We start from the raw sequence: 25538 nt of genomic DNA on the forward strand, positions 1-25538 counted from the left end.
CAATCAGGCCGCCGCGCGCGTGTCCGCCTGATGCTTGAGCGTGGAAGGCGCGACGCCGAAACCCGCGGGCATCTTGAGGCCCATGATGCCACCCATCACGCCGATGAGCGCATAATGATGCACGGCATGGGCGACGGAATACATGATTTCCCGGCCGACTGTGGAGAGAGAGGCTTCCGAACCCGGCGTGCCGTAGCTGGTTTTGCAAGTAACATTCAGCGGACGCGAAACCACGGCGGGATCCAGCCGCTCGAAACCTTCGCGCAATTCGCGCGTCGCGTTCAGTGCGGCAAAGCGGTCGTTCTCGATCAGCGTGCCGCGTTCGCGATTGTCATAGTTCAAGTCCCCGGCGGCCGCGGATTGCAGCAGATTGCGAAAATGATCGAGGCAATGGCGATAGTGTCCGCCGATCGAGGCATCGAAAGCCACCGACACTTTGCGCGTGAACGCCTCGTCGCTGATATTGTTCAACAGGATTTCGCCCTGCAACAGGGCGTCAATGACGGAATGGATCAAAATGCGTTCGCCGCCTGGAGAACTGGTTTTCATGTTTTTTGAGTTTGGCAACGGCTATGACATTGATGAGGAATGTCCCGCCGATGCAAATATACCGTGACCGCGCTGCAAATAAAAACTGCCAGGGCCAGACCGAACAACAGCCCGCCGTCATTTTGAACCACGATACCCAGCACTGTCAAGTGAACGCCCACCGCCCCGCCCATCACGGCGATGGCTATGAGGCCGCCCAGCCACGCCAGCCGCGGCGTCAATAACATCACCGAAGCGATCAATTCCACCGTGCCCGTCGCATAACGGCCCCACGGCTCAATTCCCACCCGCGAGAATATATACACCGATTCCGGCGCGCCGGTGAATTTGAAAAAAAGCGTCTGCAGAAGTATGACCGCCGCCACGATGCGGCATACCCAACTGATTGCCAACTGCGTCTTTGTGAGCGATGCGTTCATATTCACCCTTTGGTTGCGGTGGAGCGCTTGAGATCACTTGCCCTTCTTCTCGAGCAATACTGGCCAGTTTGAATCCGCTTTGGCAAGGTTGCTTTTGGCGTCCTTGTTGAAGTCTTCGCGAATGTCCTTGCTGTACTGCATGAGCAATCGGCCATCCACGATCTGAAACGCATTGATATCCACCTTCACGAGTTTGTTGTGGCAAACGCCGTAGGCACAATAACCGCCGAAGGCCGGTTCATACTTCGCCGGGTTCGCCTTGAACGTGTCGCGATGGTCTTTGCTCGCGAAGTAATACGTGGCACCGTTGTAACGGGCTACAAACTCTGGTTTGCCCATCACGGGTTTATTGTCGGTGAAAAATGCCACCGGATCGTAACCTTGGATGGCCACGCCGGAATCATCCACGTTGAGGAGGGTTTTGGATTGCGCGAAGACTGGCAAGACCAGCCCCAACACGAGAAACAACAATGATAATTTTTTCATACTCCTGTTCGTCGGATAATATGCCGTAACCTTACATCAGACCTTTGGCAATTTTAAATTGGCGGCTAATGCGCCTCGCCGGAAGCATCCATCCAACCACCGGTCGCCTGTAAAGGCTCAAGGTTTCCCGCCTGCGTCACCCATGCCGCCAGCGCGAGTCGGCCCTTCGCGCCGGAAACGCCGGGCAAGGTGAAATTGCCTTGAAAAATTTCGCCCTCGCGCTGAAGGGCAGCGCTCGTGAAATTAAGCACGGCGAAATCATGAACCAATGTGCGCCCGCGATTTTCACCGGCCTTGACTTCGGAACTCACGCCGCTCGCGAGCAACGCAGCGTGAATTTCAAAATGGTTTTCTCCCGCGTGCGCAGGTGTGAAATTTATTTGCCAATGATTTGTTTCCGTTGAACGCACGCTGAGGACGCCGGTTTTGGCCGAAGAAGGCTTGAGTTCATTTTGCCCGCGCGACCAATCGCGCCATTCGCGGCCGTTAAGGACCAGGCCGGGCGTGTAGATGCTGTCGTTGTGCCACGCGCCCGCATAGTCGCGCTGGCGGTCGGAGAATTGCCGCGCCGACCAGGGATCGCGCCAGCCGAGGTAATCCCAATAATCAACGTGGAACGCGACCGGCACAAAATCCTTCCACAAGCCCGGCGATTGTTTGAGATGGCTCAGCCAGATTTCCGCGGGCGGACAACTGCTGCATCCCTCGGAAGTATAAAGTTCGACGAGCGGCGTTTGTTCGGCGGCGCTTTGAAATGTGAGTGCGGGTTGGGCGTGCGCGGTAATCGAAATGGTCACGATCAACGAAAGGCAAAAAATAATTTGCGTCATAAAATCTCCGAAGTTTTCAATTCATTTTCGATTGCTGCTGGATGTCGGAAATTAATTTGCGCGTGGCTGCGGCAACGGCATCCGGGTGTTCCCACGGAATAAAATGATTATAAGCTGGAAAAGTGAGCGCATCAAAAAGATTGCTCTTGCCGGCGGCGTCCAGTTGCGCGCGCATATACGCCACGTTGGCGAACGGAACCAAATTATCCTTCTCGCCGTGAAGCATGAGCACCGGCACGGAGAGATTGGCAAGCTGCGGTTTCAGGCGGATGAGATCACCCTTCAAAGTGATCAACTCACGATTGCACTGGCGCGCCGCGCGCGGCAGGATCCACGAAATAATCGGCCAATCGCCGATGCGCTGGATCAGCATCACATGTTCCTGCGCCGGGTCCACGCTCCCACCGATCAAGATCACGCCGGCCACTTGATTCGTAAATTTCAACGCCGCCTGCACCGCGATCGGCCCACCGTACGAATGGCCAATGAGAATCGTTTTATGCGGCGGACTGTTCGTAAGTAAGGCGCTGAGCGCATCCGCCTGGTCGGCAAGGCTCGGACGCCGTCGGGCAGGTTTGGAATCCACAAAGCCCGGACGTTCGAGCGCGAGGAGATTCGCGTTGGGAAACGGTTCGTCAAATTGCACGCGAAAAGCCGAGGCATCGCCGGGCGTGCCGTGAATGTAAACGAGGTTCCACTCGGCGTTGGTTTGCTTGAGTTCAAAATAACGAATGGTGTGGCCGTAGGAATCTTTCACCGTGTAGGCGGGAAAATTCGTCATCGCATGATCGTTGAGCGAATACAAAAAAATCAGCAGATGCAGATAGCTCATGGCCAGAGTGAATAAACCGATAACGACCACCACCAGAATGATAAGCCACCAGCGGCGCCGTTTGCGTTTCGGCGCGGCAGCGGAAGGCGTTGGTGATTTGGCATCATTGGGATCGGTCATTCGCGTTCAGCCTACGTCATAACTTGCGATATGTCGCGGGGTCGGCGCGCAAAATCAGCAACTCCCCTTGCCGTTCCACTTCGCCGGTTATCTCCACCGGCTCGGCCACGAGATCAAGCACTTGCTGGTTTACGGTTTTGCCATCAGCGGAAACCAGCAGCAAATAAATCACCGGCCCGGCCTTCGGTTGCACCACGAGCACGGGCGGAACACCACCACTGATGCAACGCACGGCGCAAGCGCGATGCGGCGTAAGTTCGCCCGGATTCATCACGCCGAGAAAACATTTGCTGTCCACGATTTCGCCCACAAAAGTTTCTTTGCCGAGCGACATGGTCGGCGGAATCGCCGCTGCGGGTGTTTTGGCATCGGCTTGAATCCATTCGTTTCGTGTCTCAAGCATGGTTTGATTGTCGCGATATATCAGCGCGCCCTTGAGCTTGACCGGATGGCCGTCGAGCGGCGCGAGGACGGCATGGTCGAGTCCAAATTTCCACTGCGCCACCAAATAATACGTTGAGTAATCGGACGCGATGCCATCGCCGTTGGGACGCGGGACGAGCAAATGCGGATAAGGCGATAATTCGAGGATGCCGGAAAAGTTTTTTTCCTCGCCATACTCGAACATCGCGCGGCCAATCGTGTGTTGCGACACGGCGAAAGCAATCGGCGCGATCAAGGCCAACAACAGCAAAGCAATGACGGTTTTGCGCACTTTTTTGCCGACACCTGGCGCGGCCTTCGCTTCCCAGCCGATGTAAAATTCATCGCTCATGTGGTGATCAATGCGGGTTCGGCGCGCACGCCGGCGGGGTTCGGTTTTCGTTGCACAAGCACGCGGCCATTTTTCACACGCACGTTGAAGGTCGGGACTTTTTCAACGAACGGCGGCGGCGAAGCGCCGGTATCGGGTTGATACTGGTAGCCATGCCACGGACAGGTGATGCAGCCGGAGACAATCTTGCCTTCGCCCAGCGGACCGTTTTGATGCTGGCAAACATTAGAGACGGCCGAGATTTTCCCATCGTATTTAAAGATGGCTACGCGCTCATCGGACAAACAAATCATGCGCGCGCGATTTTCGGGAATGTCCGAGACGGCGCAGACGTCAACGAATTCTTCCGGCGGCTGGCCGATATGCCATTCCGCATCCAGCCGGATTTCGCGGCGGGCGGCTTTCAGGTGCACGCTGGCAACCGTCACGAAACCGATTGCGACGGCGACCGTGTAAACCGGGCTGGTTTCACTTTGCAGAATTCCAAATACCACATGCAGCACGAGCAGTGCGTACGCGACATATACCAACATGTGCAAAGATTTCCAGACGGGCGCGCTCAAGTTCGCGAGCCAGAAATCGTGGCTGGTCGCCGCCATGAGAAACAAAATCACCAGCGCAAAAAAACCGAAGGCTTGGAACGGCACGGTAAAGATCGTTCCTTTAAATGGAGTAGAGACGAAAATGGCCAGGAAAGGATTGACGTCTCCGCCCGCGTGATAGGTCGCGAGGACGAAGATCGCATGGACGAGCGCGAGAATAAACATCGTCACTCCCGCATGCCGACGGTTGTAAAGTAGCGGAAGATATTTTGGATTGAGGCGGCAGAGCGGGCCGATGCACAGGATGACATGCAGCAACAGAAACGCGGCCGTGCCAAAGGCGCGCATGATCATGATCTCGTCGGTGACGTAGGGAAAAAGTTTTTCCGTCAGCACCGCGAACAAGCCGAGATAAATCGCCACGCCGCCAATCAGCACGGCATCGTAAAACCGTTTCTGCCGATTCCATTGAACTGCGACGTAGGCGGTTCCCATAATTTATGGATGCTTTAGGTCGAACGGGTGGGAAACGGTGACGACTTGCTGCTCGGCCAAACTGTAAAGCATGAATGAGCCCTCTCCAATCGTCACACTCGTGGGCACTGGCAGAACCACGCGCGAATTAAAACCCCCGAGCAGCACGGCGTTCGCGGGCAATTTATTTGTCTCGCCGCCTTTTGGAATCCAATAAACCAGCACGTCCGGCTTGACGATGGATTGCCCGCCTGAAAATTCCACGGCATACTCACCGCCATTTCTATCTTCGCGCCGGACTATCACCTCGATTAGCAGACCGTCAAACAAAGTATAATCACTTCCAATTTCCGCCTTAAATTTTCCCCAGAGATTGAGCCCGGGCGGCAATGCGGCCACGTTTGGAATCGGCTTCCTCGCGGCGATGCCAATGGCAAAAACGATCGGCAGAAAAATGCCGAGAGTCATGGCCGCACGGCGATGGCGCTGTCGCAAAGCCAAAATCATGGCGCTCTCCTTTCGTGCGCGGCGCGGCGATGGGCATTGCACTCTTCCGGCGGCTCGGTGACGCCGGATTTCCAGCGCCGCAACAGCAACGGCCAAAACGCGGCGGCTCCGGGAATGATCAGCAGGCGAAATCCCCAACTGCCACGCGCCGCATGCGGATCTATTTTCTTTACGCCGGCGCAGGCAAAAAGGATCGCGAACAAAAATCCGCAGGCCAGATATATGGCCAATAAAATGAGGAATGCTGCCGCGATCATGCGCTGGTTAGTCGAAGCGACGCATAAATCCTTACACTATTTGGACTGATGGTAAATAGGGAAGGATGAGATGTGGAGGGTGGTATTTCGGTCTGAGAAATTTACAACGTGTACCCGTCCCTATGAGCGCCGATTTCGCCAGGCCAAAAATTCGACGGTTATTGACCGCCGTTACAGTTCAAACTGATACACTTCCTACCGCCGGAAGATACAGCGTGAAGGTTGTGCCTTCGCCGATTTTCGTGTGGACATGGCAGGCGGCCTTGGCTTCTTTGATCAGGCGCTGCACGACGTTCAGGCCGAGACCCGTGCCTTGCGAGACGGATTTGGTCGTGAAGTAGGGATCGAAAATCTTGGGCAAAACCTCTGCGGGAATTCCCGGGCCGGTATCGCACACGGTAACCGCCAGCAACGGGCCGAAGTTGCGAAAATTTTCGCGGTTGATGAGGCGGTCCTCGGGGCCATCAACGAACTTTGACAAGTCCAGCGGCTGATGAACGCGATGGCCGGAAATGCGGACGGAATGTTTCTCCGGCGTGCATTGAAAACCATTGACCGCCAGGTTGAGCAAAATCTGGATGAGGTCCGTGCCATTTATCTTGATGGCGACTTCCTCGGTCATTGGCTCGATGTGAAATTCGTTTTCCTTGACGCTGGGATGGACGCGGATGAGCTGGTTCAAATCGGTCAGGATGTGATTTACGATGACCGCGGGATTTTCCTCGGGCTTCTGGCGCAGGAAACTGAGATAACGGCGGGAAATCTCGATGCAGTTGGTGACCTGGCGCGTGATCGTCTTGAGCCGGTCTTTCACGAAATCCAAATCATCGCCTTCGAGCCGGTTACTCGCGCCGATGCGCTGGCTCATCAACTGAATGAAACCGGAGATGACCGTGAGCGGGCCATTGATGTCATGGATGATGCTCGCGTAAATCTCGCCGCGGGTGCGGGTGATTTCCTCGTTGGTCTTCTGATTTTGAAGTTCCTTTTGAAGCTCCTGCAACTGGTCGCTGTTGTTGCGGATCTCCTCGCCGAGCGAGCGGCGTTCCATGGCGCTGGCCACGGCCTTGCGCATCGTGGAAATATCGAAAGGCTTGTTGAGATAATCGCACGCGCCCAACCGCAAAGCGAAGCGCAAAGTATCCACCGTCTCGTAGGCGGTGAGCATGATGACTTCGATGGCGGGGTCAACGGCCTTGAGATGCTCGAGCAATTCCACGCCCGACATGCCGACCATGCGGATGTCCGTGATGGCGACATCCACGCGGTTTTGCTTGGCAAGCTCGATCGCGCGCGCGCCGTCGTTGGCCATGAGTAAATTGTATTCTTCCTTGAAGACGACACGGAGGGACTGGCGCGGACCTTCTTCGTCGTCCACGATCAACAACGTGCGTTTTATGGGGGCTGGATCTAGCTCTGCTAAATTGGTCGCATGCATGGCTAATGATTAACTGCCACTATCACCGTCGCCGAGTCACAGATTTGCTGATACTTGTGTCAGAAAAACAGGAAGTTCACAAGTAGAATCACTCTCGGCCTCGGGACATGCAACGCAAAGGCCTCTGCGCCAATTAATTAATATGAAATCCCTCGGCGGGCGCGACCGGCAGGGTGATGCGCACTACGCCGGAACTGCCGCCTTTGGAGGCGACAATTTCGAGTTTCCCATGATGACGCTCGATGATCTTGCGGCTCACGGTCAAGCCGAGGCCGAGTCCAACATTGCGCGTCGTGAAGAATGGGGTGGGAATTTTCTCGCTCGCATCGGCCTTGAAGCCCGCGCCGTTATCGAGGATTTCAATCTCGACATCCTTCGGCGCTTCGCCATTGGCGTCGGCGCGGATATTCACGCCGATTTTCGGGTCGGTCGGATTTGCCTGAAGCGCATTGAGCATGACTTCGGACAAGGCGTGCTTGAGAGCGGTGCGGTCGCCCTTGACGATGATGGGCTTGGCACCGTTTTTGTATTCGAGGCGCGAGGCTTTGGCAGACTGATGCTTCTGTGCTTCTTCAAAGGCATCGGCAATCAGGCCTTCCATCGGGAACGCTTCCATGCTCACCGCCGAATCACGCGCGAGAAACCGCATCTGATTGATGAGGCGCGAAACGCGTTTGATGCCGTCAGCCATTGCGATTTCGAGCGTGGCGCGAAATTCAGGATCCTTATAGCGTTCCTTCAACAGTTGCTGATGCGTGGAAAGCGGGACGAGCGCGTTGCCGATCTCGTGCGCGAGGCGGTCAGCCATCGTAGTGACAAGACGCAGATTGGCGGCTTCGATCTCCAACTTGCGCAACTGTTCGGATTGCGTCAGATCGTCCGCCATTAATAATGCCGAGGCGGGCAGAACCGAACCTTGTTTCTGGAATGGAACCACGCTGACATTGAAAACGGCGTTCTGCGAATCTTCCGGCTGATATTTGAAAGTCGCGATGGCCGTGCCGGTCTTGAGCACCTGATAAACCTTGCTGCCGAGCGCGGGCGGCAGATCGCTGAACTCCAATTCGCCATTGCGGCGGCTGCCTTTGCTGAAACAATTACGCGCCGCTTTGTTCGCGTGGATGATGGTCAAGTCCTGGCGAACGACCAGGCACGCGCCGCTCAACTGGCGAAAAATATCCGCCATCATCTCGTGGTTCGCGGCCAACTGGTCGTGCAGCCAGATATTCTTGATCGCCAGCGCAAGCTCTTCGAGCAAATGGAAAATCAATTCCAGTTCGCCATTGACGAGCGGTTCGCCCGTGAGTCGCCCGTCAAAAACGGCGATGCCGATCAGCACTTCGCGGTCGAGAATGGGAATCGCCACTTGCGCGCCGAGCAACTCAAACTCCTGTTGCATTTCGACATCATGGCGGGCTTCTTCGCTGTTGCGGCGCAGGATGCGTCCGGAACGGAAAATATGGCCGCCAATGCCGCTCTCGAATGAAAGTTCAAAATGTTCCAGCAGGCCGTTTGGCAAACCCATCGCACACGCCTTGCGCAGCGACCGGGTGTCTTCCGTGGCATTTTTACCGGTGAACATGACGGAAGGTTCGCGCAGGAAAATCGCGGCGCGATTCACGCCCACGGTCTCGCGCAGGAGCAGCAAAAACTTTTTGAGCATCGCTTCCGAGTCCAGCGAGTGTGTCAGGATGGCGGAGAAATGCCGCAACACTTCCAGCGCCTGCAAAACGTGTTGGGAAACGGGCGCGGCGGGCCGCGCGGATTCCATCTGGCGCAACATCGGCTGGTTGCTGCCGCTCGCCGAGGGATTACTGACCGGCGCTGGTTTGCTGAAAATGCGTTCGAGAATATTATTGAGCAGGCGCGGACGGATGGGCTTGGTCAGGACCTGCGAGACTCCTTTGAGATAGGCTTCTTCTTCCCAGTCGCGCTGGGCGGCGCTGGTGAAAACAATCAGCGGGCAATTTGGAAGCTGGCGGCGAAGTTTTTCGATGACCCAGGTGGCGCGGACATCAGCGGTTTCAAGGTCCAGGATACATGCACTGAGCAGTCCACGGTGGAGCAAAGGCTCGGCCTCTTCGAGGTTGCTGCAATGGACGATCCGGTAGTTCTCAAGATTCAGCCCCGCCCGGATCGCCTCCGGAAACTCCGGATGTTCCGCAAGAATCAAAAGCGTTTTCATAGGCTCGTGCCTTTCACGAAAGTATGGGCGCGAAAGCCGGTATGACAAGAAGTATTTGGAGAAGCGCCCCCAACCCAGAGCGGAGGAACCATTCCGCTACCCAATTTTTTTCCGCAAGCATCTATGCAAATATACATCGTTTTTGAGCCAGTTGACGGTGATTTCCTGATTTGCATCAGGACGGCGTTTTAATTACCTATTAGCTGGAGCAAATGCAACGGGAGGAAATACTGACATTGGTGTCCGTAAAAATCCCATTGGGATATAGGACGAATATTCAATCCCTTAATGATCAAAATAAAAAAAATTCCGGATCATTTTTCGCCACGGATGGAACACGGACGAAACACGGAATAGCTGCAAAAAAACTAACTCGGAAATTGGTAACTCATCGGTTTCCCAAAATCCGTGTTTAATTCGTGTTCCATCCGTGGCTAAGAAAACTTGAAACTTCCCCCTATTCTGACGTCAGCATTTTTTCCCACAGCGCATTATTCAACAATACTTTTTGCAGAAGCTCGGGATTTTCCTCGCTCACGGCGGGTTGATTCGGGTTGGCCAGCAGGCGCACGCTGAAGACGGTTCCGTGGGGCTTCGCGCTCCGCGCCTCGATGCGTCCACCGTGATGATGCACGATGAAATAGCACGCGATCAGGCTGATGCCGTATTCCTGCGGACTGTCCGCGCGCAACACGAACGGATCGAACATCACGCGCAACGCCTCCGCCGACAGGCCAGGACCATTGTCCTCGATCTCGAGAATAATTTCGCGGCGTTGTCCGGTGGATTCCGGCGATACGCGCGCCGAGAATGTGATTTCACTGCCCGCCGGCAAACTCGCGATTTCGTCCTTCAACAATAACTCGAACAGGCGGATGAACTTCGGCTGGTCCACCATCAACGGCGGCAACGTGTCGGGAATGTGATTGATCACTTTCAGTTTCGCCGCGTCCAGGCGCGGTTTCATGGCGGTCAAAACTTTCGCCACGATTTCATCCAGTCGGATTTTGTCGGCGAATTGAAAGGGCGGCCGTTCCGAGGCGAGCCACAAATCCTTGAGCAGGTCGTTGATCTTTTCGATCTGGCCTTGCACGTTCTGGTAATAATCCTTCCAGAAATCCGGGTTGCGCAAATTCCCGAGGTCCACTTTCTCCTCCTGTAATTTCATCGGCGTCAAATCCAGAAAAGTTTTCACCGCGACGAGCGAATTGCGGATGTGATGGCTCAACCCCGCCGCGAGCAATCCCAAACTGACCACGCGGTCGGCCACCATCATCTGGTGGAGCACGGCGGTTTTTTCGCGCAGGAGCTGGTCGCGCTCTTGTTGCACCATGAAATATTCCAGGCCGCGCTTGAGCGTGATCTCCAACTGCGGCGGGTCCCACGGTTTATTCACGAATTTATAAATCGCGCCAGTGTTCACCGCGGCGACGACCGCCTCGGTGTCCGTGTAGCCGGTGGCCATGACGCGGATGATGTGCGGGCGCAGTTGGCGCACCTGTTCGAGCAGCCACACGCCTTTTTCACCGGGCATGCGCTGGTCGGTCATGAGCAAGCCGATCTCGTCCTTGTGTTCCTCCAGCAATTTCAAACCTTCCTGCGCGCTGTTGGCGGTCATGATCCAAAATTCATCGCCGAATGCGCGCGAAAAAGATTTCAAGGATTTCTCTTCGTCGTCCACATAAAGCACGGCGAATTTTTTGTAGTTAGGCAGGCTGCTCATAAATTTTATGCGGCGGTTTGGGTCACGGCGACGTCGGCGGCCACGAAGGGAAATTCCAGCCGGAACTCGGAATATTTCCCGCGCGCGCTCTGGACGGAAATGCGCCCCTGATATTCGTGCACGATGCGATAACAAATCGTCAGGCCCAGGCCCATGCCTTCGCCAACGTCCTTGGTCGTGAAGAATGGGTCGAACACCTTATCCAGCGCCTGCGCTTCGATGCCTTCGCCATTATCGCGCACGGTGACGATGACTTTGCCGCTTTCAACGCGGCCTTCGATGCTGATCTTCGGCTGCTCATCGTCCGCGAAATTTTTCCGCCGCACGGCGTCGAGCGAATTTTGCAACAGGTTCACGAACACTTGCAGCAGTTTGTTGCGATTGCCGTGGATCAACAGATGTTCCGGCAATTTCTGTTCGACCAGCACCTTGTCCTTCCATTCGCTGCTGAGAAAACGCAGCGCGGAACCAACGATCAGCGGCACTTCGACGGCATCGCGCATTTCCGTGTCGGGATGCGTGAACGATTTCAAGTCCGACACGATGCTGCGCACGCGCGCGATGCCTTCATTCACTTCGTCGAGCACTTCGCCGTACTCCGCCTGCTGTTCGGGAGCGACGTGTTGGCGCTTCTTTTGCAGCGTGTAAAGCCCGGTCGTGGCGTAGTTCAACGGATTGTTGATCTCATGCAGGATGCCCGCGCTCATGCGGCCGAGCGAAGCCATCTTCTCGGTTTGCACGAGCAGCGTCTCGGTTTCCTTGAGTTGCTCGATAGTCTTTTCGAGCACTTGTTTTTGCCGCGCCAGGTTCATCCGATTTTGGTGCGACTCGACCAGATTGCGCACGCGCACGTGCAGTTCAGAAGTTGAAAACGGTTTCGAGAGAAAGTCATTCGCGCCGGCGGAGAGCGCGGTCAGTTTCGTTTCCTCATCCGCGCGCGCGGTGAGAATGACGATGGGAATCAGTTGCGTGCTCGGCTGCTGGCGCAATTCGCGGCAAACCTGCAAGCCATCTTTCTCCGGCATGTTCATGTCCAGCAGAATGACATCCGGCACAACCGCGAGCGCTTTGTCCACGGCTTGCTGGCCGTCCACGGCTTCGACGACATTATAATGGCCGTGTAATTGCGATTTAAGAAACCGCAACATATCCGGTTCGTCGTCTGCCACCAGCAGCGTCGGCTGCGAACTGTTCTTTTGCACCACGAGCGTTTGCGGTTTGTCCTGAGCAGTCGCCGTGACGGGAAATAATTCCGCGCGCCGATACAAATTTGACAGCCATTCCTCCGATTGCACCGCGGGTGCAGGCGCATCGGCAGACTTGGCGGCAATGGCGGGTGCGGGCGCATTGTTGACAACGGGCGTCGCGGACTCGGCGGCCAAAGGCGCAGGTAAAGCAGGCTCCGTTTTCGCAACCGCCGGACCTTCCGCTTGCATGTACGGCAGAATGACAGTGAACGTCGTTCCCTTCCCTTCCTCGCTCGTCACGGAAACTTTGCCGCCCTGGATTTCCGTCAATTCTTTCACCAGCGACAAACCGATGCCCACGCCCTGGTATTTTCGCTTGGACGAATTGTCCGCTTGCCAGAACCGGTCGAACACGAACGGCAAATTCTTCGCCGAAATTCCGACGCCAGTATCTTCAACCGTCAAGGCGATTTGTTCCATCCGCAAGAACACGCGCAATGTCACGCAACCCCCCGCAGGAGTAAATTTGAGCGCGTTGAAAACCAGATTCAGCACGGTCTTTTCCAGCTTGTCGCGATCCACCAGCACCGCGCCCAATTCCGGCTGCACCTCGTTCACCAGCTTCAAGCCCTTGATGTCCGCCATCTGTTGCGCCGCGCCCATCAAGCCGCGCACGAACGCCAGCATCTCGACCGGTTCGCGTCTCACTTCCATGCGACCCGATTCAAGCCGCACCAAGTCAAGCAAATCGTTGATCAATTTCAGCAACCGCATGCCGTTGCCGTGCATGATCGAAAGCAAATTGCGCGTCTGCTCATCGAATTGCTGGCTGCGGCTATGCAGCATGCTTTCCAGCGGCGAAAGCAACAGCGTCAGCGGCGTGCGCAACTCATGGCTGATGTTCGCGAAGAACCGGTTCTTGATCTGGTCCAATTCCTTCAATTTCTCGTTGCTCTCGGCCAGCAACGCGCGGCTCTTGTCCAATTCGTAACGCAACGTGAATTCGCGAAAGCGCAACTGATTGAAAAAATAATTGCCGGTGACGACGATGATTCCGGTCAACCCGAGAAAATAAAGATTGTTGAAAATGTCCTTGGAGTGCTCGCCGATGCCTTGCGGGACGCACGCCGCGAAATACATGATCAACACCCCGATCACCGCGAGCAGCGATTCCAGCGTGCTCCAATGCACCACCACGCTCACCGCCAGCAAAATCAGATTCAATCCCGCGTAATACGGCGAGTCCGGTTTGTGCAGAACGTAGATCATCCACGCGATCGAACCGGCGGGCAGGAGTGCGATGGGCAATCCCAGCACTTTGTAGTTCTTCCGCCCGAATTTCGTGAAGTGCAAAACGAAAATCCCCGAGACGAGAAACGATACGATCAGCCGGGCGACGAGAAACGTGAGCGTTTTTTCGGGATACATCGCGTAGTCAAGCGTCACGCCCGCGGGCATGAGTACGACCACCAGCGCCGACGCCACCTTGCCGGTGCTGATCCGTTCCTGCTGCTCGTTCTTGAGGAACGCAGCTTTGAATTCGGGATCTTTCAGTAGCGCGGACTCAGGCATGGGCGGACTTTCTTACTTCAAGAATCACGTTCACTCCGGTGACGTCGCCATAGACTTCCACATTTTCGTCCTCGGCTTTTTGCGGGCGCAGCGTGCGGAATTGCGCGCCGTTGCGGTAAATCAAATTCCAATCGAGCAGATGTTCCATGCCGTTGCGCATCGGGTTGGAAGGCTCCACATTCGTCGCCAGCACCAAACCGCCGGGCAATGTCATGTCGTAGAAAATATTCATCAGATGCTTGCACGCCGGGTCGGCAAGGTAATCGAACAGACCGGCGCAATAAACCATGTCGTACTTGGGTTGTTCGCCGCGTGGCCGCGCGTATTCCTTGAGCACTTGCAGCACCGATTTCTTTTGCAGTTGCACCTCAGTGCGACGGCTGTGGTTCCGCACCATCGTGGACAATCTTCCCTGCGTGTATTGCAGCGTCTCGTCGTTGAAATCGAGCAACGTGAATTGCGCGTTGTCGCTGATCGGGCATTCCTGGAGAAAACGCTGGATCTCGAACGCCGGTCCGCAACCCAGGTTCAAAATCTTCGCCGGCCGTCCGCCGCGCGCGGCCCGAGCGGTTTCCTGGATAAGCCGGTCACGCAAATATTTGATGCGATTGCGATGCGCCTCGGCGGGCATCTGGCGGAGGAACCAGGTGTTCAATACTTTTGCGAACAGCGATTTGCCTTCGTAAAGGTCGCGCACGATCATGTTCACCATTTCGTAATCGCCCGCGTAACCCAGCGGCTTCTCGAAAGTGCGATGCGCAAACGGCGCGCATAAAACCAGCGGATGCAACTGCCGCCGCATATAACTGCGATGCGCCTCGCGGATATTTTCGTCAAGGCTCAGGGCGATCGTTTCGAATTTTTCAAAAAGCACGTCAATGCACGGGAGGATCGGCGCGACGAGTTCGCGCGTGACGCGTTCCTCCGTCTCCGCCTGTTCCGCTTCCGGTGCGGCGCGGACCACCAATTCCACCTGATTTAGCCACAACCGCAGATCCATGAAGAAACTCTGCATGTCCGCGATGATGATCTTGTATTCGGGAACGATGTTGTAGAGCTTCTGCCAATCCTGAATGAATCCATCGAACTCTTTTCGCAGCGCGCCGTTCATGGATTGAGCGGCCGTCAATTCGAGATCGAGCCAGAAACTTTCGCTCAAGCTCGCTTCACAGACTTCCACTTGATCGGTGGCGACCAGGCTGCGAATCGTCGCGCGCCCGGAATAGATCACGCGTTTGCGCAAAATGATCTGGAATTCCTTCAACACCTCGGACACCCGCAATCCGCTGCCCGGCCCATAGACTTCAAACACCACGGCAAAGCGCGTCAGCTTGGCCATCGAGGCGTGGAGTTCCAGCCCGTCGCTGTTCCGGCAAACGATTTGGCAATCTTCGGAAAAACTATTCATGTGGTTCTTATAGAATATGCGCGATGCCGCCGGTGGGCAATTTTTGACCGGCGGTCGGCACATTTGGCATGGCGCGGGCGGCACGATTGAGCGCCGCTCGCGTATAATCTATCTGCGCGCTTGGTTGCATCTAATTATTTGGGTGAAGCCGCAAGTACCATGCCTAAAACTTTTTGCGGACGAAATCATGAAGCCCAGGCCCCGTTTTTTCGTTCCACAAAGCCCATTTATGCTCTCCTTATAGTCTCGATTCCCCACTACCGAACAGGTTTATTTTATCCTACCGGCTTGTCAGACGTTTAGACTTCGCCTATTCCGATTGATGGACAAAAAACGTGTGGTATGGCATCTGCTCTGTCCGAACCGATGACGAAACGAAACCGTTCGACGAAAAACATTGCCGCCTCGATGGCGGTCGAAATACTGTCTCACAATCCCAACCAACATTGCCCTATGACTACTACCGGAAATATGGTCCAAGGCGTTCCCACTCCTGGCTCCTCACTGCGCACGTCGCGCGGCAAGGTCCTGTTTGGCGCCACTGTCCTGTCTCTTGCCGCGCTCGTCTCGTCTCGTGGCACAGCCCGTGCCGACGGATTCCGCCTCCCCAATCAGGACCCGGAAGCCATTGCCCGCGGCAACGCCTTCGTCGCCACCGCCGATAATCCCTCCGCTATTTATTATAACCCTGCCGGCATTACCCAACTTGAAGGCCAGAATGTCAGCGCCGGATTGTATGTGATTTCCACGGGCGGCAAATTTGAAGGAGCCAATGGTGCTACGGCCGAAACCGATCGCGGCTTTACCGAAGTTCCCCAATTTTATTACGTCAATTCCTTAACCAACTATCCCATCTCTTTCGGCGTCGGCGTGTATGTCCCTTACGGTTTGGGCATTGATTATCGCGATCCCTCGTTCCGCAATGTGGCCCAGAACGGCAACTTGCTCTACGCCACGATCAACCCGGTCATCGCCTGGAAAATCAATCCTCAGCTTTCCATCGCCGCCGGCCCCACGATCAATTATTCCAAAGTCCAATTCAACCAGGGTGTAGTAGCCGATCCGGATCGTTTGCATCTTGTCGGTGACGATTACGATTTGGGTTTCAACGCCGGCGTCCATTATCAACCGTTCAAGATGTGGTCGTTCGGCGTGAATTATCACTCTGAGACGACGATGGATTACAAAGGGCACTCGACCGTCAGCGGCACTTCGTTTCTTGGACCGTTCGCATTTGATGGCTCGAATCCCCTGAGCGCCAAAGTTCGTTTCCCGCAATACGCCGTCGGTGGTATTTCGTTCCGGCCGACTGAAAATTGGAATATCGAATTCGACCTCGATTGGACCGACTGGTCCGAAACCAAGCAAATCAGCGTCAACGGAAACCTTGGTGCATCGGGCGCACCCATTCCTTCGCTGCCGCTGAATTATCGGTCGAGCTTCATGTATGATTTCGGCGTGACGCGCAAATTCGGCAAAGGCTGGTTCGTCAGCGTCGGCTACATCTATAGCGAGAATTCGAGCCCCGACGCGAATTACACTCCCATCATCCCGGATAGCGATTTGCACCTGTTCAACGCCGGTTTCGGCCATCACGGCGAACATTGGGGTTGGGCGTTCTCCTATACGGTTGCTGTAAATCCGAGCCGCCAGGTCGCCAACAGTTCTTACGGGCCGTCCGTGGATGGCGATTACCGCACCATCAACAACGCATTCAACGGCTCCGTCAGCTACAAATTTTAGGCAAAATCCCGTCGCCGTTATTACGACTAGCGGCAACATTAAAGCCAGCCTCACGGCTGGCTTTTTTATTTTTATGGGGCAAAGATAAGGAACGAATAAGCTTCCACCGTAGCGGCGGTCTATGACCGCCGTTTTTCAACAGATTCGGCGATCAGAGACCGCCGCTACAGGTTGAAATTTTTCAGCTGATACACTTCTCCAAGAACGACTGGATGGGTAATATTGCGCAAAATTTATAAGCGCAAACGCCCTCGAATAAATTTACAGCAGCTCTAAATTTCACCGCTGCTTCTCATTAACCCCTTGCTTCAGCAAGGGGATCGCGGGCGCAATAGACTGCTCCAACCGCTTCAGCGGTTTTCCCTTTCATTCTTCTCCAACGCTCGCATTGCCATCCGTTCCAATAAACTGTATCAACAACTCGCTATGCAAACGTCGTATCCGCTTCGCCTGCATTTGAAGGACAAGCGACTTTTTGAACGAGCTGCTCGTTCGGCCGGGATTTCGCTGGTTGAATTTCTTCGCCGGGCGGCACGGGAAAAAGCGAAGTCGAGGAAGAAAAAAGCTGCTTGCCTAAGTTATCCAGAGATTGAGGTTAATCCTAAAGCGGAGGCGAGCCCCAGGAAATTCATTCGCCCAAAATTGTCTGCTCGCCATCGCTAGCGCAGTTTTCCTGTCGCTAGCAGCCTAACCACCGCGAGATTTCCTCCCACCCTAAACCACATCCGAAAGCACGCTCGACAAATCCATCTCGATTTCCTTCACCCAGTTCCGCACCCACGTTTCCGGCACCGCTGACGACGTCGTCAATTCGGGATGCACCTGGATCGTGAGGCTCAGGCGATTCTGAAACGTCACGCAGCCCGCACCCAGTAATTGGCAGCGCAACACCGGCGGGGTAAAGATCCATCCGCCGAGGCAGCCCGGCGCGGTGATTTTTTTCTCGGCATCCCAGTCGCCGAGATTTGAGAAGCCGCCCAAATACCATTCCGGCATGCAACGGCCCGTTTCCACGAACTTTTTCTTCGCCCCGTGGCTCAGCAACCGCCCCGACTCGTAGGCATACCAATTTGCCCAATGCTCGCCGCGTCCGAGCGCCGCGTAAATTTTCTGATGGATGTCATGCACCGTCTCGTAGGAGCAGACCTTCACGCCGATGTAACTCGAATGGTTCGAGGTATCGCTCCCGCGCTTGACCTTGCCGCGCAAATTCACCGGAACCATCCACGGGATCACCGCGGCTTCATCCTGCAAATCGGGCCGCACGGCCTTGCTGAGATGCTTGAGCAAAAATGAATTCACCGTCACGCCGCCTTTGCGGCACGCGCGGCGCACCTGCGTGGTTTCCGTTTCCTCAAAAACATGCCACGCGACCGCGGGCGGCGGCTTGGAATTGGTCGTGGGTTGCGTCTCCCCGCCAAGTTGCCCCCACTTCAAGGGATGCCGCGACTTCAAAAGTTTGGGAACCGATTTGACCAATGGCATCCATGAAGGATTGGACGGATGCTTGATGGCTGCCAGGCGCGGTAATTGCGCCCCCCGCTGGCGCAGGATGTCCGCGAAACCGCCAATCCCGTCAAATTCCGTGTGCCGCAAAAAAATCCATTCCGGCTCGGTCGCGCCCGGCGGCACGCGCCCGAAGCGGATGCCGATGTATTCGCCCAGCTCTTCCGCGGCAATGAACCAGGATTCAATCGGATCGAACTCTTGTTCAGCCATATATCATTAGTGTTATCGGTTTAATCGTCATGCGTCAATGTCCCAACGGGCCGGTGGCAATTACTTCTAACCAAAAACCAGCCGGCCTCGCCAGTTACAACCGGCTTGTAATTCCCGTTTCATTCAGGTGATGACCGAAATATTTCGGTTCTCGCGAAAAAAATTCTTTCCTCGCGACTCACAAGTGCCTTATTCCTCATCGGACGATGGCGAAAAAAAGTGAATCGCAAATGCTCCTTCCTCTTTGAGGGGCGGCAAAAACTTTTTTTGCGATTATCGCTAAAACACTTGGCAAGAGACGGTTATTATTATTAAATCACATATTCATTTTTGTTCGGCGCGGTCGGCGGAATTGGGTGGGACGCACATGACCAGTATTTGTTGTTATGCCGATAAATCCTCAACCAGCTAACGCGGATGACCGTAACGACGGTCTGGATTTCGTAAGTGTCCTCCGCGATTGCTTAGATTGTGCCGTGATTTGTTTCGACGAACGGCAGGCTATCACCGCGTTCAATCCCCAGGCGGAACAACTCACCGGATTGAAATCCACCCAGGCGCTGGGAAAAAGTTTTGACCTGCTGCCCGCCTCCCTGCAACCGCTCATTGCCGAAACTTTTTCCACCGGCCAGGCCATCAGCGAACGCCGCATCCTTTTCCGCGACCAAAAGCGCGGCGACCTCGCCATCCAGGTCAGCACCACACCCACGCGCGCGCCCGGCGGCGGCACGAGCGTCACCGTCGTGCTCAATGATATTTCGACCGTTCGCAAGTGGGAAGCCAACATGCGCCGCCTCGACCGCCTGCACAGCATGGGCACACTTTCCGCCAGCATGGCGCACGAAGTAAAAAATGCCTTCGTCGCCGTCCGCACGTTCGTGGATCTGTTGCTGGAAAAAAATCGCGATGCCGACCTCGCCGACATCGTGCGGCTGGAAATGAACCGCATTGATTCCATCGTCGGCCAGATGCTCAAATTCTCCGGCCCCGCCAAGCCCACGATTTCCTCGGTTCATCTGCACTTCGTCCTGAACAAGTCGCTCCTGCTCATCCAGCATTTGCTCGACGAAAAGAAAATCAAAATGACGCGCGCTTTCAATGCCGCGGATGACCTCGTCGCCGGTGACGCCGACCAGATCGAACAAGCCTTGCTGAATCTTTTCTTCAACGCGCTCGACGCGATGGATGACAATGGGCGGCTCGAAGTTTCCACGGACATTTTACCGGGTGAAACCACGCTCGAAGGCTTGGCGCCGCTGCCCGGGGGCCATTTTCTGCGCCTCATCATCCAGGACAGCGGCAGCGGCATTTCGGACGAAAACATGGAGCGCCTGTTCGAGCCGTTTTTCACCACCAAGCCCGATGGCACCGGCCTCGGCCTCGCCATCACGCGCCGCATCATCCAGGAACACCGCGGCCTGATCTCGGTCCGCAGCGAGCCGAACAAAGGCACCGCCTTCACCATTCTTTTGCCGGCCAGCGTGAATAACTGAGCCTTTGCACGCATGCCTCGCAGTTATCAGGTCGCCATTCTCAGTGACATCCATTATGCCTGCGCCGCTGAACAGGCTCTCGGCAACGATTACGAAATCCGCGAAGTCGCCAATCCCGCGTTGCGCCTGTTCATCAAAACCTATCGCCGCCATATCTGGTTGCGCGAACCGCTCGGCCAAAATGTGCGGCTCGATGAATTTATCGCGCGCGCCGGTTCGCCGGACTGGGTCATCGCCAACGGGGATTATAATTGCGACACCGCCTTCGTCGGCTTGAGCGACGACAATTCGCTGCAAAGCGCCCGCGAATGCCTCGGCAAACTTCGCGAAAAATTCTCGCCAAATTTTCGCGCCACTCTCGGCGATCACGAATTCGGCAAACTCAGTTTTTTTGGTGGACGCGGCGGCATGCGGTTAGAAAGTTTTCGCCGGGCGCGTGAGGAACTCGGTCTTCAAACTTTCTGGCAGGTCACGCTGGGGAATTACGTTTTGATGGGAGTGACGTCTTCGCTCATTGCGCTGCCGCTGTTTGGTCCCGATATTTTACCAGACGAATTGCCGGAATGGAGGCGTCTTGCCAGTGAGCACCTCGCCGAAATTGGCGAAGCGTTTGCCGCTCTTCAACCGCACCAGCGCGTGCTGCTTTTTTGTCACGATCCGTCGGCGCTGCCTTTTCTCTCGCGCGAAAAAGCTGTTCGCGAAAAACTTTCTCAAGTCGAACAAACCATCGTCGGCCACTTGCACTCGAATCTGATCTATCGCAACAGCCGCGTGCTCGCGGGCATTCCGCCGATTCGTTTTCTGGGTTCGACCGCCAGGCGCATGAGCACCGCTCTTTCCGAAGCGCGGCATTGGCGTCCGTTCAAGGTGCGCCTGTGCCCATCGCTCGCGGGAATTGAATTATTGAAGGACGGCGGCTATTACACCGTTGAATTGGATGACGACGCCGTTCGTCCGGCGCGTTTCCAATTCCATCATCTGAAACGCTGATTCAAATTGCCGCAACTGCCAGTCGCGGTCGAAAGCCCAGCCATTCCTTCAGCCACACGAAGGCCGCGCGCAAACCCGTGTCGCGTACGCCGGGCAAGCCGTAAATCACCGCCAGTTCCTGTTCATGCGACCGGTAGCGCGGCGGCAACAGCATCACCGAACGATTCTGCGCGCCCTCCACTTTTAATATCTCCGAATAAACCAAACCGCGTCCCACAGTATAAATTCCCACGGGCAAAGCCAGCGTCCGCCGCGGCAGCACGAGCCACGGATGATAGTGAAAAATCAGGTTGCCTTGCGGATCGTTCAACAGCTTGCCGTAAGTGCGAATCGGCACGCCCTGGGTTTTGCGCCCGAGAAACATGGCGTTCGCCGTCTGGTCCGGCACGAACCGCCGCGCGTGGTTCGTCAGGTAATCCCAAATAAACGTCATCCCAAAATGCGAAAGCCGGAACGACCATCCCGCGATCAGCGACGCCGCCAAAATAATCAGGAGCGACCACGCCGCGCCCAGCCACGGATTTAAGAAGGCCGAAATCACCACCGTCGCCAGGAGCGCGAGCCGGAATAATTTCAGCAACGCATCCAAAACTGGAAACGGGCTTAGCAAGATCAAAATATTGATCGCATTCGACGCCAAGAACACGATGAAGAAAGCGAGAATCAACGCTGGCACCAGCGCGCCGGTGTAAATCCACGCCGGACTCACGACCGCCAGAAACCCATGCGCCGCGGTCGTGTTAAACGATGCCGGCACCGCCGCGCCGGAAGTTTTATAAATCGTCGCCACCAATGGCACAAACGCGCCGATCAAAATCAACGCGCTTACCTTATGTTGAATCACCTCCAACACATCGAACGGCTTTTTGAAAACCGCCGGAACCGCCATTCCGAATACGTCCTTGAGCGCGCAGATTCCCACGATGACCAACGCCGGTATCCAAAACCACGGCTGCGCGAACCACGGCAGTTGTCCGCGCGCCATGATGGGTGCCTGATAATATTTCCACGCGCCCACCGCCGCCGCGCCAAACAACGGCGAGATCGCCACGCCCGTGATCGTCGAAACCGCCTGCGCCATTTCCACTCCCGGTGGCGCATTTGTAGCCGCAGGATTCGCAGCCAGGACCGATCCCTTGATTGGCGCACAAGCCATCAGCAGCGCGATAAAAAGCGGTAAGAAAAAAATCCTTCTCATCGTGAAACACTCGACCGTACCCGCATGACTGTAAAGTGGAATTTGGCCTCATGTTTATAATCCTGAAACTATCTAAATGAGTCTTCAACCAGCCATTGCAAGCTATCCGGCAGCAGTTCCGAAGCATATTCCAAATGAATAACGCGGCGGTGCCCAGGATTTTTTGCCAAGCTTTGCCACAACTTTCCGCTTATTGAACATATGTTTTGACTGATATTTGCCATTCGGTTTTCATATACACATGAGAGCCGCCACACCAGGGTTGTCACCCGCGCATTAAATTATGCACTTACCACGACCAAAAAAATTTTAAGCCGCGCTACAATATGAGTGAGTATTACTACATCACCCGAAACTCTGGCCCTTTTGTCAAAGAAGGTTGCCGAGAGATTACCGAGACTGAGTGGCGTTCCGCTGTTGCTGCTATTCCAGAGCTTGCACTTGAACAGCCTGACCATTCAGGACCACGTGGCGCTTTAACAGGCGTTTGGGCTGTGTGGCGTTCTTATCCGGCCGGCTATCCAGCGTGGTTTGTTCTCCTCCGAAATGGCGATGTCGAGGTGAAAGGCATGGATGAAACCTTGTTTGCTAAGTTCAAGCAGCTTGCGACATTGCTTGGTGGACGGATTTTTTGCGAGACAGGAGAAGAATTTATATGATGTTCTTCCGTGGCTGCTAAACTTAGTTTCTCCGCGCCTCCGCGTCTCCGCGTTTAAAAACCGCCGCCCCAAAATTCCTTTCGACCTCCGCCTCAAAGCCGTCTAAAATTTTCCGAAATGTCCGTTGAAAAAGAACTCACCCCGATGATGGCGCAATACCGCCGCATCAAGAGCGAGCTGCCCAAGGATGCGCTTCTGCTCTTTCGCCTCGGGGATTTTTATGAGCTTTTTTTTGACGATGCCACCGTCGGCGCTCAACTGCTCAACGTCGCCCTCACCAAGCGCGGCGTGGTTCCCATGTGCGGCATTCCCTTTCACGCCGCGAACAATTACATCTCGCGCATTCTCAGGGCGGGCCGCAAAGTCGCCATCTGCGATCAGGTCGAGGAAGCCCGTCCCGGCCAGCTTGTCAAACGCGAGGTCACGCAAATCCTCAGTCCCGGCACGCATTTCGACGAACGCATGCTCCAGGCCGAGCGCAATAATTTTCTCGCAGCCGTTTATGGCGTTGGAAAAAATTTCGGCCTCGCGCTGGTGGACCTCACGACCGGCAGTTTCAAATGCACCGAAGTCGAAGGCGAACCGGCCTTGCTGACGGAACTGGAGCGGTTGCGTCCCGCCGAAATCATTGCGCCCGCGATGGCTGTTGCGCTGCAATCCCTGTTGCGCGAAATGTTTCCGATCGTCAATTCCTACGAGGAGTGGGTTTTCGCCCCGGAGACGGCGCAATTCACGGTGCGCGATCATTTCAAGGTCGCCTCGCTCGATGGTTTCGGGCTCAAGAATAAATTCGCCACCATCGGCGCGGCGGGCGCGGTGCTGCATTACCTGACCCAACACCTGCGGCGCGACGTCGCGCATCTCACTTCGCTCGGTTGCTATCGCACCGCCGATTATCTGAATCTCGACATCACGACGCTTCGCCATCTTGAGATTCTTGAACCACTCCATCGCGACGCCCCGCGCGCGGCCACGCTTTACGGCGCGCTCAATCGAACCACCACACCGATGGGCGCGCGCCGCTTGCGCGACTGGCTTTCGCAACCGCTGGGCGATGCCCTCGCCATCCGCCGCCGCCAGAACGCCGTGCAATCGTGGATCAACCACGGTTCTTCGCTGGAAAAATTTCGCGCGCAACTGGCCAGCGTCCGCGATCTCGAACGCACCATTGGACGCCTCAGCACCGGCACGGGCAATGGCCGCGACCTCGCCGCTCTCCGGCTCGCGCTCGAACAGTTGCCCGCGCTGAAACAAATTTTGCGCGAAGTGGAAAATGAAATGGCGCCATCGCCTTCCGATTCATTGAGCGAAACCGTTTTCGCCGGCGATGAAAAATCGGATGTTGCATCGCCAAGCCTGTTGGCCGAGTTGGATGCGCAGATCGCCGAACTGCCCGCCATCGTTGAATTGATTTCCCGCGCCATTGCCGATGAACCGCCGCTGGCCTTGAAGGATGGCGGATTGATTCGCGATGGCTTCGACCCTGCGCTCGACGAGTTGCGCCAGGCGTCGCGCAGCGGCAAGGATTGGATCGCGAAATTGCAGCAGGACGAGATCGAGCGCACGGGCATTGCTTCGCTCAAGGTGCGATTTAATTCCGTGTTCGGCTATTACATCGAAATCACGCGCAGCAATCTCGACAAGGTTCCGCCGCAATATATCCGCAAGCAGACCATCGCGAACGGCGAGCGTTTCATCACGCCTGAGTTGAAGGAGATGGAGGGAAAAATTTTGGGCGCGGAAGAACGCAGCCTCAAACTGGAATACGAATTATTCCTGCGCGTGCGCGAAGGCGTGCTCGGTCACTTGGCGCAAATCCTCGGCAGCGCGTCGGCGCTCGCGCAACTCGACGTGCTGGCGTCCTTCGCCGAAACCGCGCGGTTGCACGGCCATTGCCGTCCGCAAGTTGGCGAGGCGGGCGTCCTGCTGATTCGCGATGGACGCCATCCCGTGCTTGAGCAAAATCTGAACGAGGAACGCTTCGTTCCCAACGACACGCAACTCGGCGCGGGCGCGCAAATCGCCTTGATCACCGGCCCGAACATGGCGGGCAAGAGCACTTACATCCGGCAGGTGGCGTTGCTCGCGTTGCTCGCGCACACCGGTTCGTTTATTCCAGCGGCGGAGGCGCGCATTGATTTGGTGGATCGCATCTTCACGCGCATCGGCGCGAGCGACGACCTCGCGCGCGGCCAAAGCACCTTCATGGTGGAGATGACCGAGACCGCCAACATCCTGAACAACGCCACGCCGCGCAGCCTCATCGTGCTCGATGAAATCGGCCGCGGCACGAGCACCTTCGATGGCTTGAGCCTCGCGTGGTCCATCGTGGAGCATTTGCACAATCAAGTCGGTGCGAAGACGCTGTTCGCGACGCATTATCACGAGTTGACGGAACTCGCGGCGCGCTTGCCACGCCTGAAAAATTTCAA

At 55.7% G+C, this 25538-nt stretch carries 22 protein-coding genes; 5 read left to right on the forward strand and 17 right to left on the reverse strand.

Going from position 1 to position 25538, the window contains the following annotated elements; all coding sequences use genetic code 11:
• Positions 1 to 3: 3 nt before the first annotated feature.
• The 15 genes from VH413_03085 to VH413_03155 all read right to left on the reverse strand — a co-directional run bounded on the left by VH413_03085 (position 4) and on the right by VH413_03155 (position 15434).
• Positions 4 to 549 (reverse strand): DinB family protein, encoded by a 546-nt coding sequence (locus VH413_03085; protein HEX3797662.1) that lies wholly within the window; start codon positions 547 to 549, stop codon positions 4 to 6.
• Entirely contained in the window at positions 546 to 968 is a 423-nt protein-coding gene (locus tag VH413_03090) for a DoxX family protein (protein ID HEX3797663.1), read from the reverse strand. Before VH413_03090 ends, VH413_03085 begins: the two co-directional genes overlap by 4 nt.
• Positions 969 to 1001: 33 nt before the next feature.
• Positions 1002 to 1454, reverse strand: a complete 453-nt coding sequence (locus tag VH413_03095) for a YHS domain-containing (seleno)protein (GenBank protein HEX3797664.1) — start codon at positions 1452 to 1454, stop codon at positions 1002 to 1004.
• A 65-nt stretch (positions 1455 to 1519) separates the two neighbouring features.
• Entirely contained in the window at positions 1520 to 2284 is a 765-nt protein-coding gene (locus tag VH413_03100) for a DUF1223 domain-containing protein (GenBank protein HEX3797665.1), read from the reverse strand.
• 16 nt (positions 2285 to 2300) lie between these two features.
• Positions 2301 to 3236 (reverse strand): alpha/beta hydrolase, encoded by a 936-nt coding sequence (locus VH413_03105; GenBank protein ID HEX3797666.1) that lies wholly within the window; start codon positions 3234 to 3236, stop codon positions 2301 to 2303.
• Positions 3237 to 3252: 16 nt separating this feature from the next.
• Positions 3253 to 4011 (reverse strand): hypothetical protein, encoded by a 759-nt coding sequence (locus VH413_03110; GenBank protein ID HEX3797667.1) that lies wholly within the window; start codon positions 4009 to 4011, stop codon positions 3253 to 3255.
• Positions 4008 to 5048 carry a Rieske 2Fe-2S domain-containing protein gene (locus tag VH413_03115; protein HEX3797668.1) on the reverse strand — a complete coding sequence of 347 codons (1041 nt, stop codon included), beginning with the start codon at positions 5046 to 5048 and terminating at the stop codon, positions 4008 to 4010. The genes VH413_03110 and VH413_03115 overlap by 4 nt, the downstream gene beginning before the upstream one ends.
• A gap of 3 nt (positions 5049 to 5051) precedes the next feature.
• Positions 5052 to 5528: a hypothetical protein gene (locus VH413_03120; protein HEX3797669.1), complete on the reverse strand. Its 477-nt coding sequence runs from the start codon at positions 5526 to 5528 to the stop codon at positions 5052 to 5054.
• A gap of 2 nt (positions 5529 to 5530) precedes the next feature.
• Entirely contained in the window at positions 5531 to 5791 is a 261-nt protein-coding gene (locus tag VH413_03125; GenBank protein ID HEX3797670.1) for a hypothetical protein, read from the reverse strand.
• Positions 5792 to 5969: 178 nt separating this feature from the next.
• Positions 5970 to 7169 (reverse strand): hybrid sensor histidine kinase/response regulator, encoded by a 1200-nt coding sequence (locus VH413_03130; protein ID HEX3797671.1) that lies wholly within the window; start codon positions 7167 to 7169, stop codon positions 5970 to 5972.
• Positions 7170 to 7362: 193 nt separating this feature from the next.
• On the reverse strand, positions 7363 to 9414 hold the full coding sequence (locus tag VH413_03135; GenBank protein HEX3797672.1) for an ATP-binding protein: 2052 nt from the start codon (positions 9412 to 9414) through the stop codon (positions 7363 to 7365).
• 457 nt (positions 9415 to 9871) lie between these two features.
• Complete coding sequence (locus VH413_03140; GenBank protein HEX3797673.1) at positions 9872 to 11137, reverse strand: hybrid sensor histidine kinase/response regulator; 1266 nt, start codon at positions 11135 to 11137, stop codon at positions 9872 to 9874.
• 5 nt (positions 11138 to 11142) lie between these two features.
• Entirely contained in the window at positions 11143 to 13896 is a 2754-nt protein-coding gene (locus VH413_03145; protein HEX3797674.1) for an ATP-binding protein, read from the reverse strand.
• Positions 13889 to 15304 (reverse strand): SAM-dependent methyltransferase, encoded by a 1416-nt coding sequence (locus VH413_03150; GenBank protein HEX3797675.1) that lies wholly within the window; start codon positions 15302 to 15304, stop codon positions 13889 to 13891. The genes VH413_03145 and VH413_03150 overlap by 8 nt, the downstream gene beginning before the upstream one ends.
• A 7-nt stretch (positions 15305 to 15311) precedes the next feature.
• On the reverse strand, positions 15312 to 15434 hold the full coding sequence (locus tag VH413_03155; protein ID HEX3797676.1) for a hypothetical protein: 123 nt from the start codon (positions 15432 to 15434) through the stop codon (positions 15312 to 15314).
• 323 nt (positions 15435 to 15757) lie between these two features.
• Here VH413_03155 and VH413_03160 point away from each other — a divergent pair, with 323 nt between their 5' ends.
• Positions 15758 to 17047: an outer membrane protein transport protein gene (locus tag VH413_03160; protein ID HEX3797677.1), complete on the forward strand. Its 1290-nt coding sequence runs from the start codon at positions 15758 to 15760 to the stop codon at positions 17045 to 17047.
• A 714-nt stretch (positions 17048 to 17761) separates the two neighbouring features.
• Here the strand turns inward: VH413_03160 and VH413_03165 are convergent.
• Positions 17762 to 18766 carry a hypothetical protein gene (locus VH413_03165; GenBank protein ID HEX3797678.1) on the reverse strand — a complete coding sequence of 335 codons (1005 nt, stop codon included), beginning with the start codon at positions 18764 to 18766 and terminating at the stop codon, positions 17762 to 17764.
• Between the two features lie 386 nt (positions 18767 to 19152).
• Here VH413_03165 and VH413_03170 point away from each other — a divergent pair, with 386 nt between their 5' ends.
• Together VH413_03170 and VH413_03175 are read left to right on the forward strand one after the other, a co-directional pair.
• Positions 19153 to 20259, forward strand: a complete 1107-nt coding sequence (locus VH413_03170) for an ATP-binding protein (GenBank protein HEX3797679.1) — start codon at positions 19153 to 19155, stop codon at positions 20257 to 20259.
• 12 nt (positions 20260 to 20271) lie between these two features.
• Positions 20272 to 21249, forward strand: coding sequence for a metallophosphoesterase (locus VH413_03175; protein HEX3797680.1), 978 nt, complete (start codon positions 20272 to 20274; stop codon positions 21247 to 21249).
• A gap of 1 nt (position 21250) precedes the next feature.
• Here VH413_03175 and VH413_03180 read toward each other — a convergent pair whose 3' ends face one another.
• The gene (locus tag VH413_03180) at positions 21251 to 22405 is read right to left on the reverse strand and encodes a hypothetical protein (protein ID HEX3797681.1); all 1155 of its coding nucleotides are present in this window, start codon (positions 22403 to 22405) and stop codon (positions 21251 to 21253) included.
• Between the two features lie 368 nt (positions 22406 to 22773).
• Here VH413_03180 and VH413_03185 point away from each other — a divergent pair, with 368 nt between their 5' ends.
• Together VH413_03185 and mutS are read left to right on the forward strand one after the other, a co-directional pair.
• Positions 22774 to 23106 (forward strand): hypothetical protein, encoded by a 333-nt coding sequence (locus VH413_03185; protein ID HEX3797682.1) that lies wholly within the window; start codon positions 22774 to 22776, stop codon positions 23104 to 23106.
• A gap of 117 nt (positions 23107 to 23223) precedes the next feature.
• The coding region (mutS, locus tag VH413_03190) for a DNA mismatch repair protein MutS (protein HEX3797683.1) at positions 23224 to 25538 on the forward strand (2315 nt) is incomplete at its 3' end.

Source organism: Verrucomicrobiia bacterium, assembly GCA_036268055.1.
GTDB lineage: Bacteria > Verrucomicrobiota > Verrucomicrobiia > Limisphaerales > Pedosphaeraceae > DATAUW01.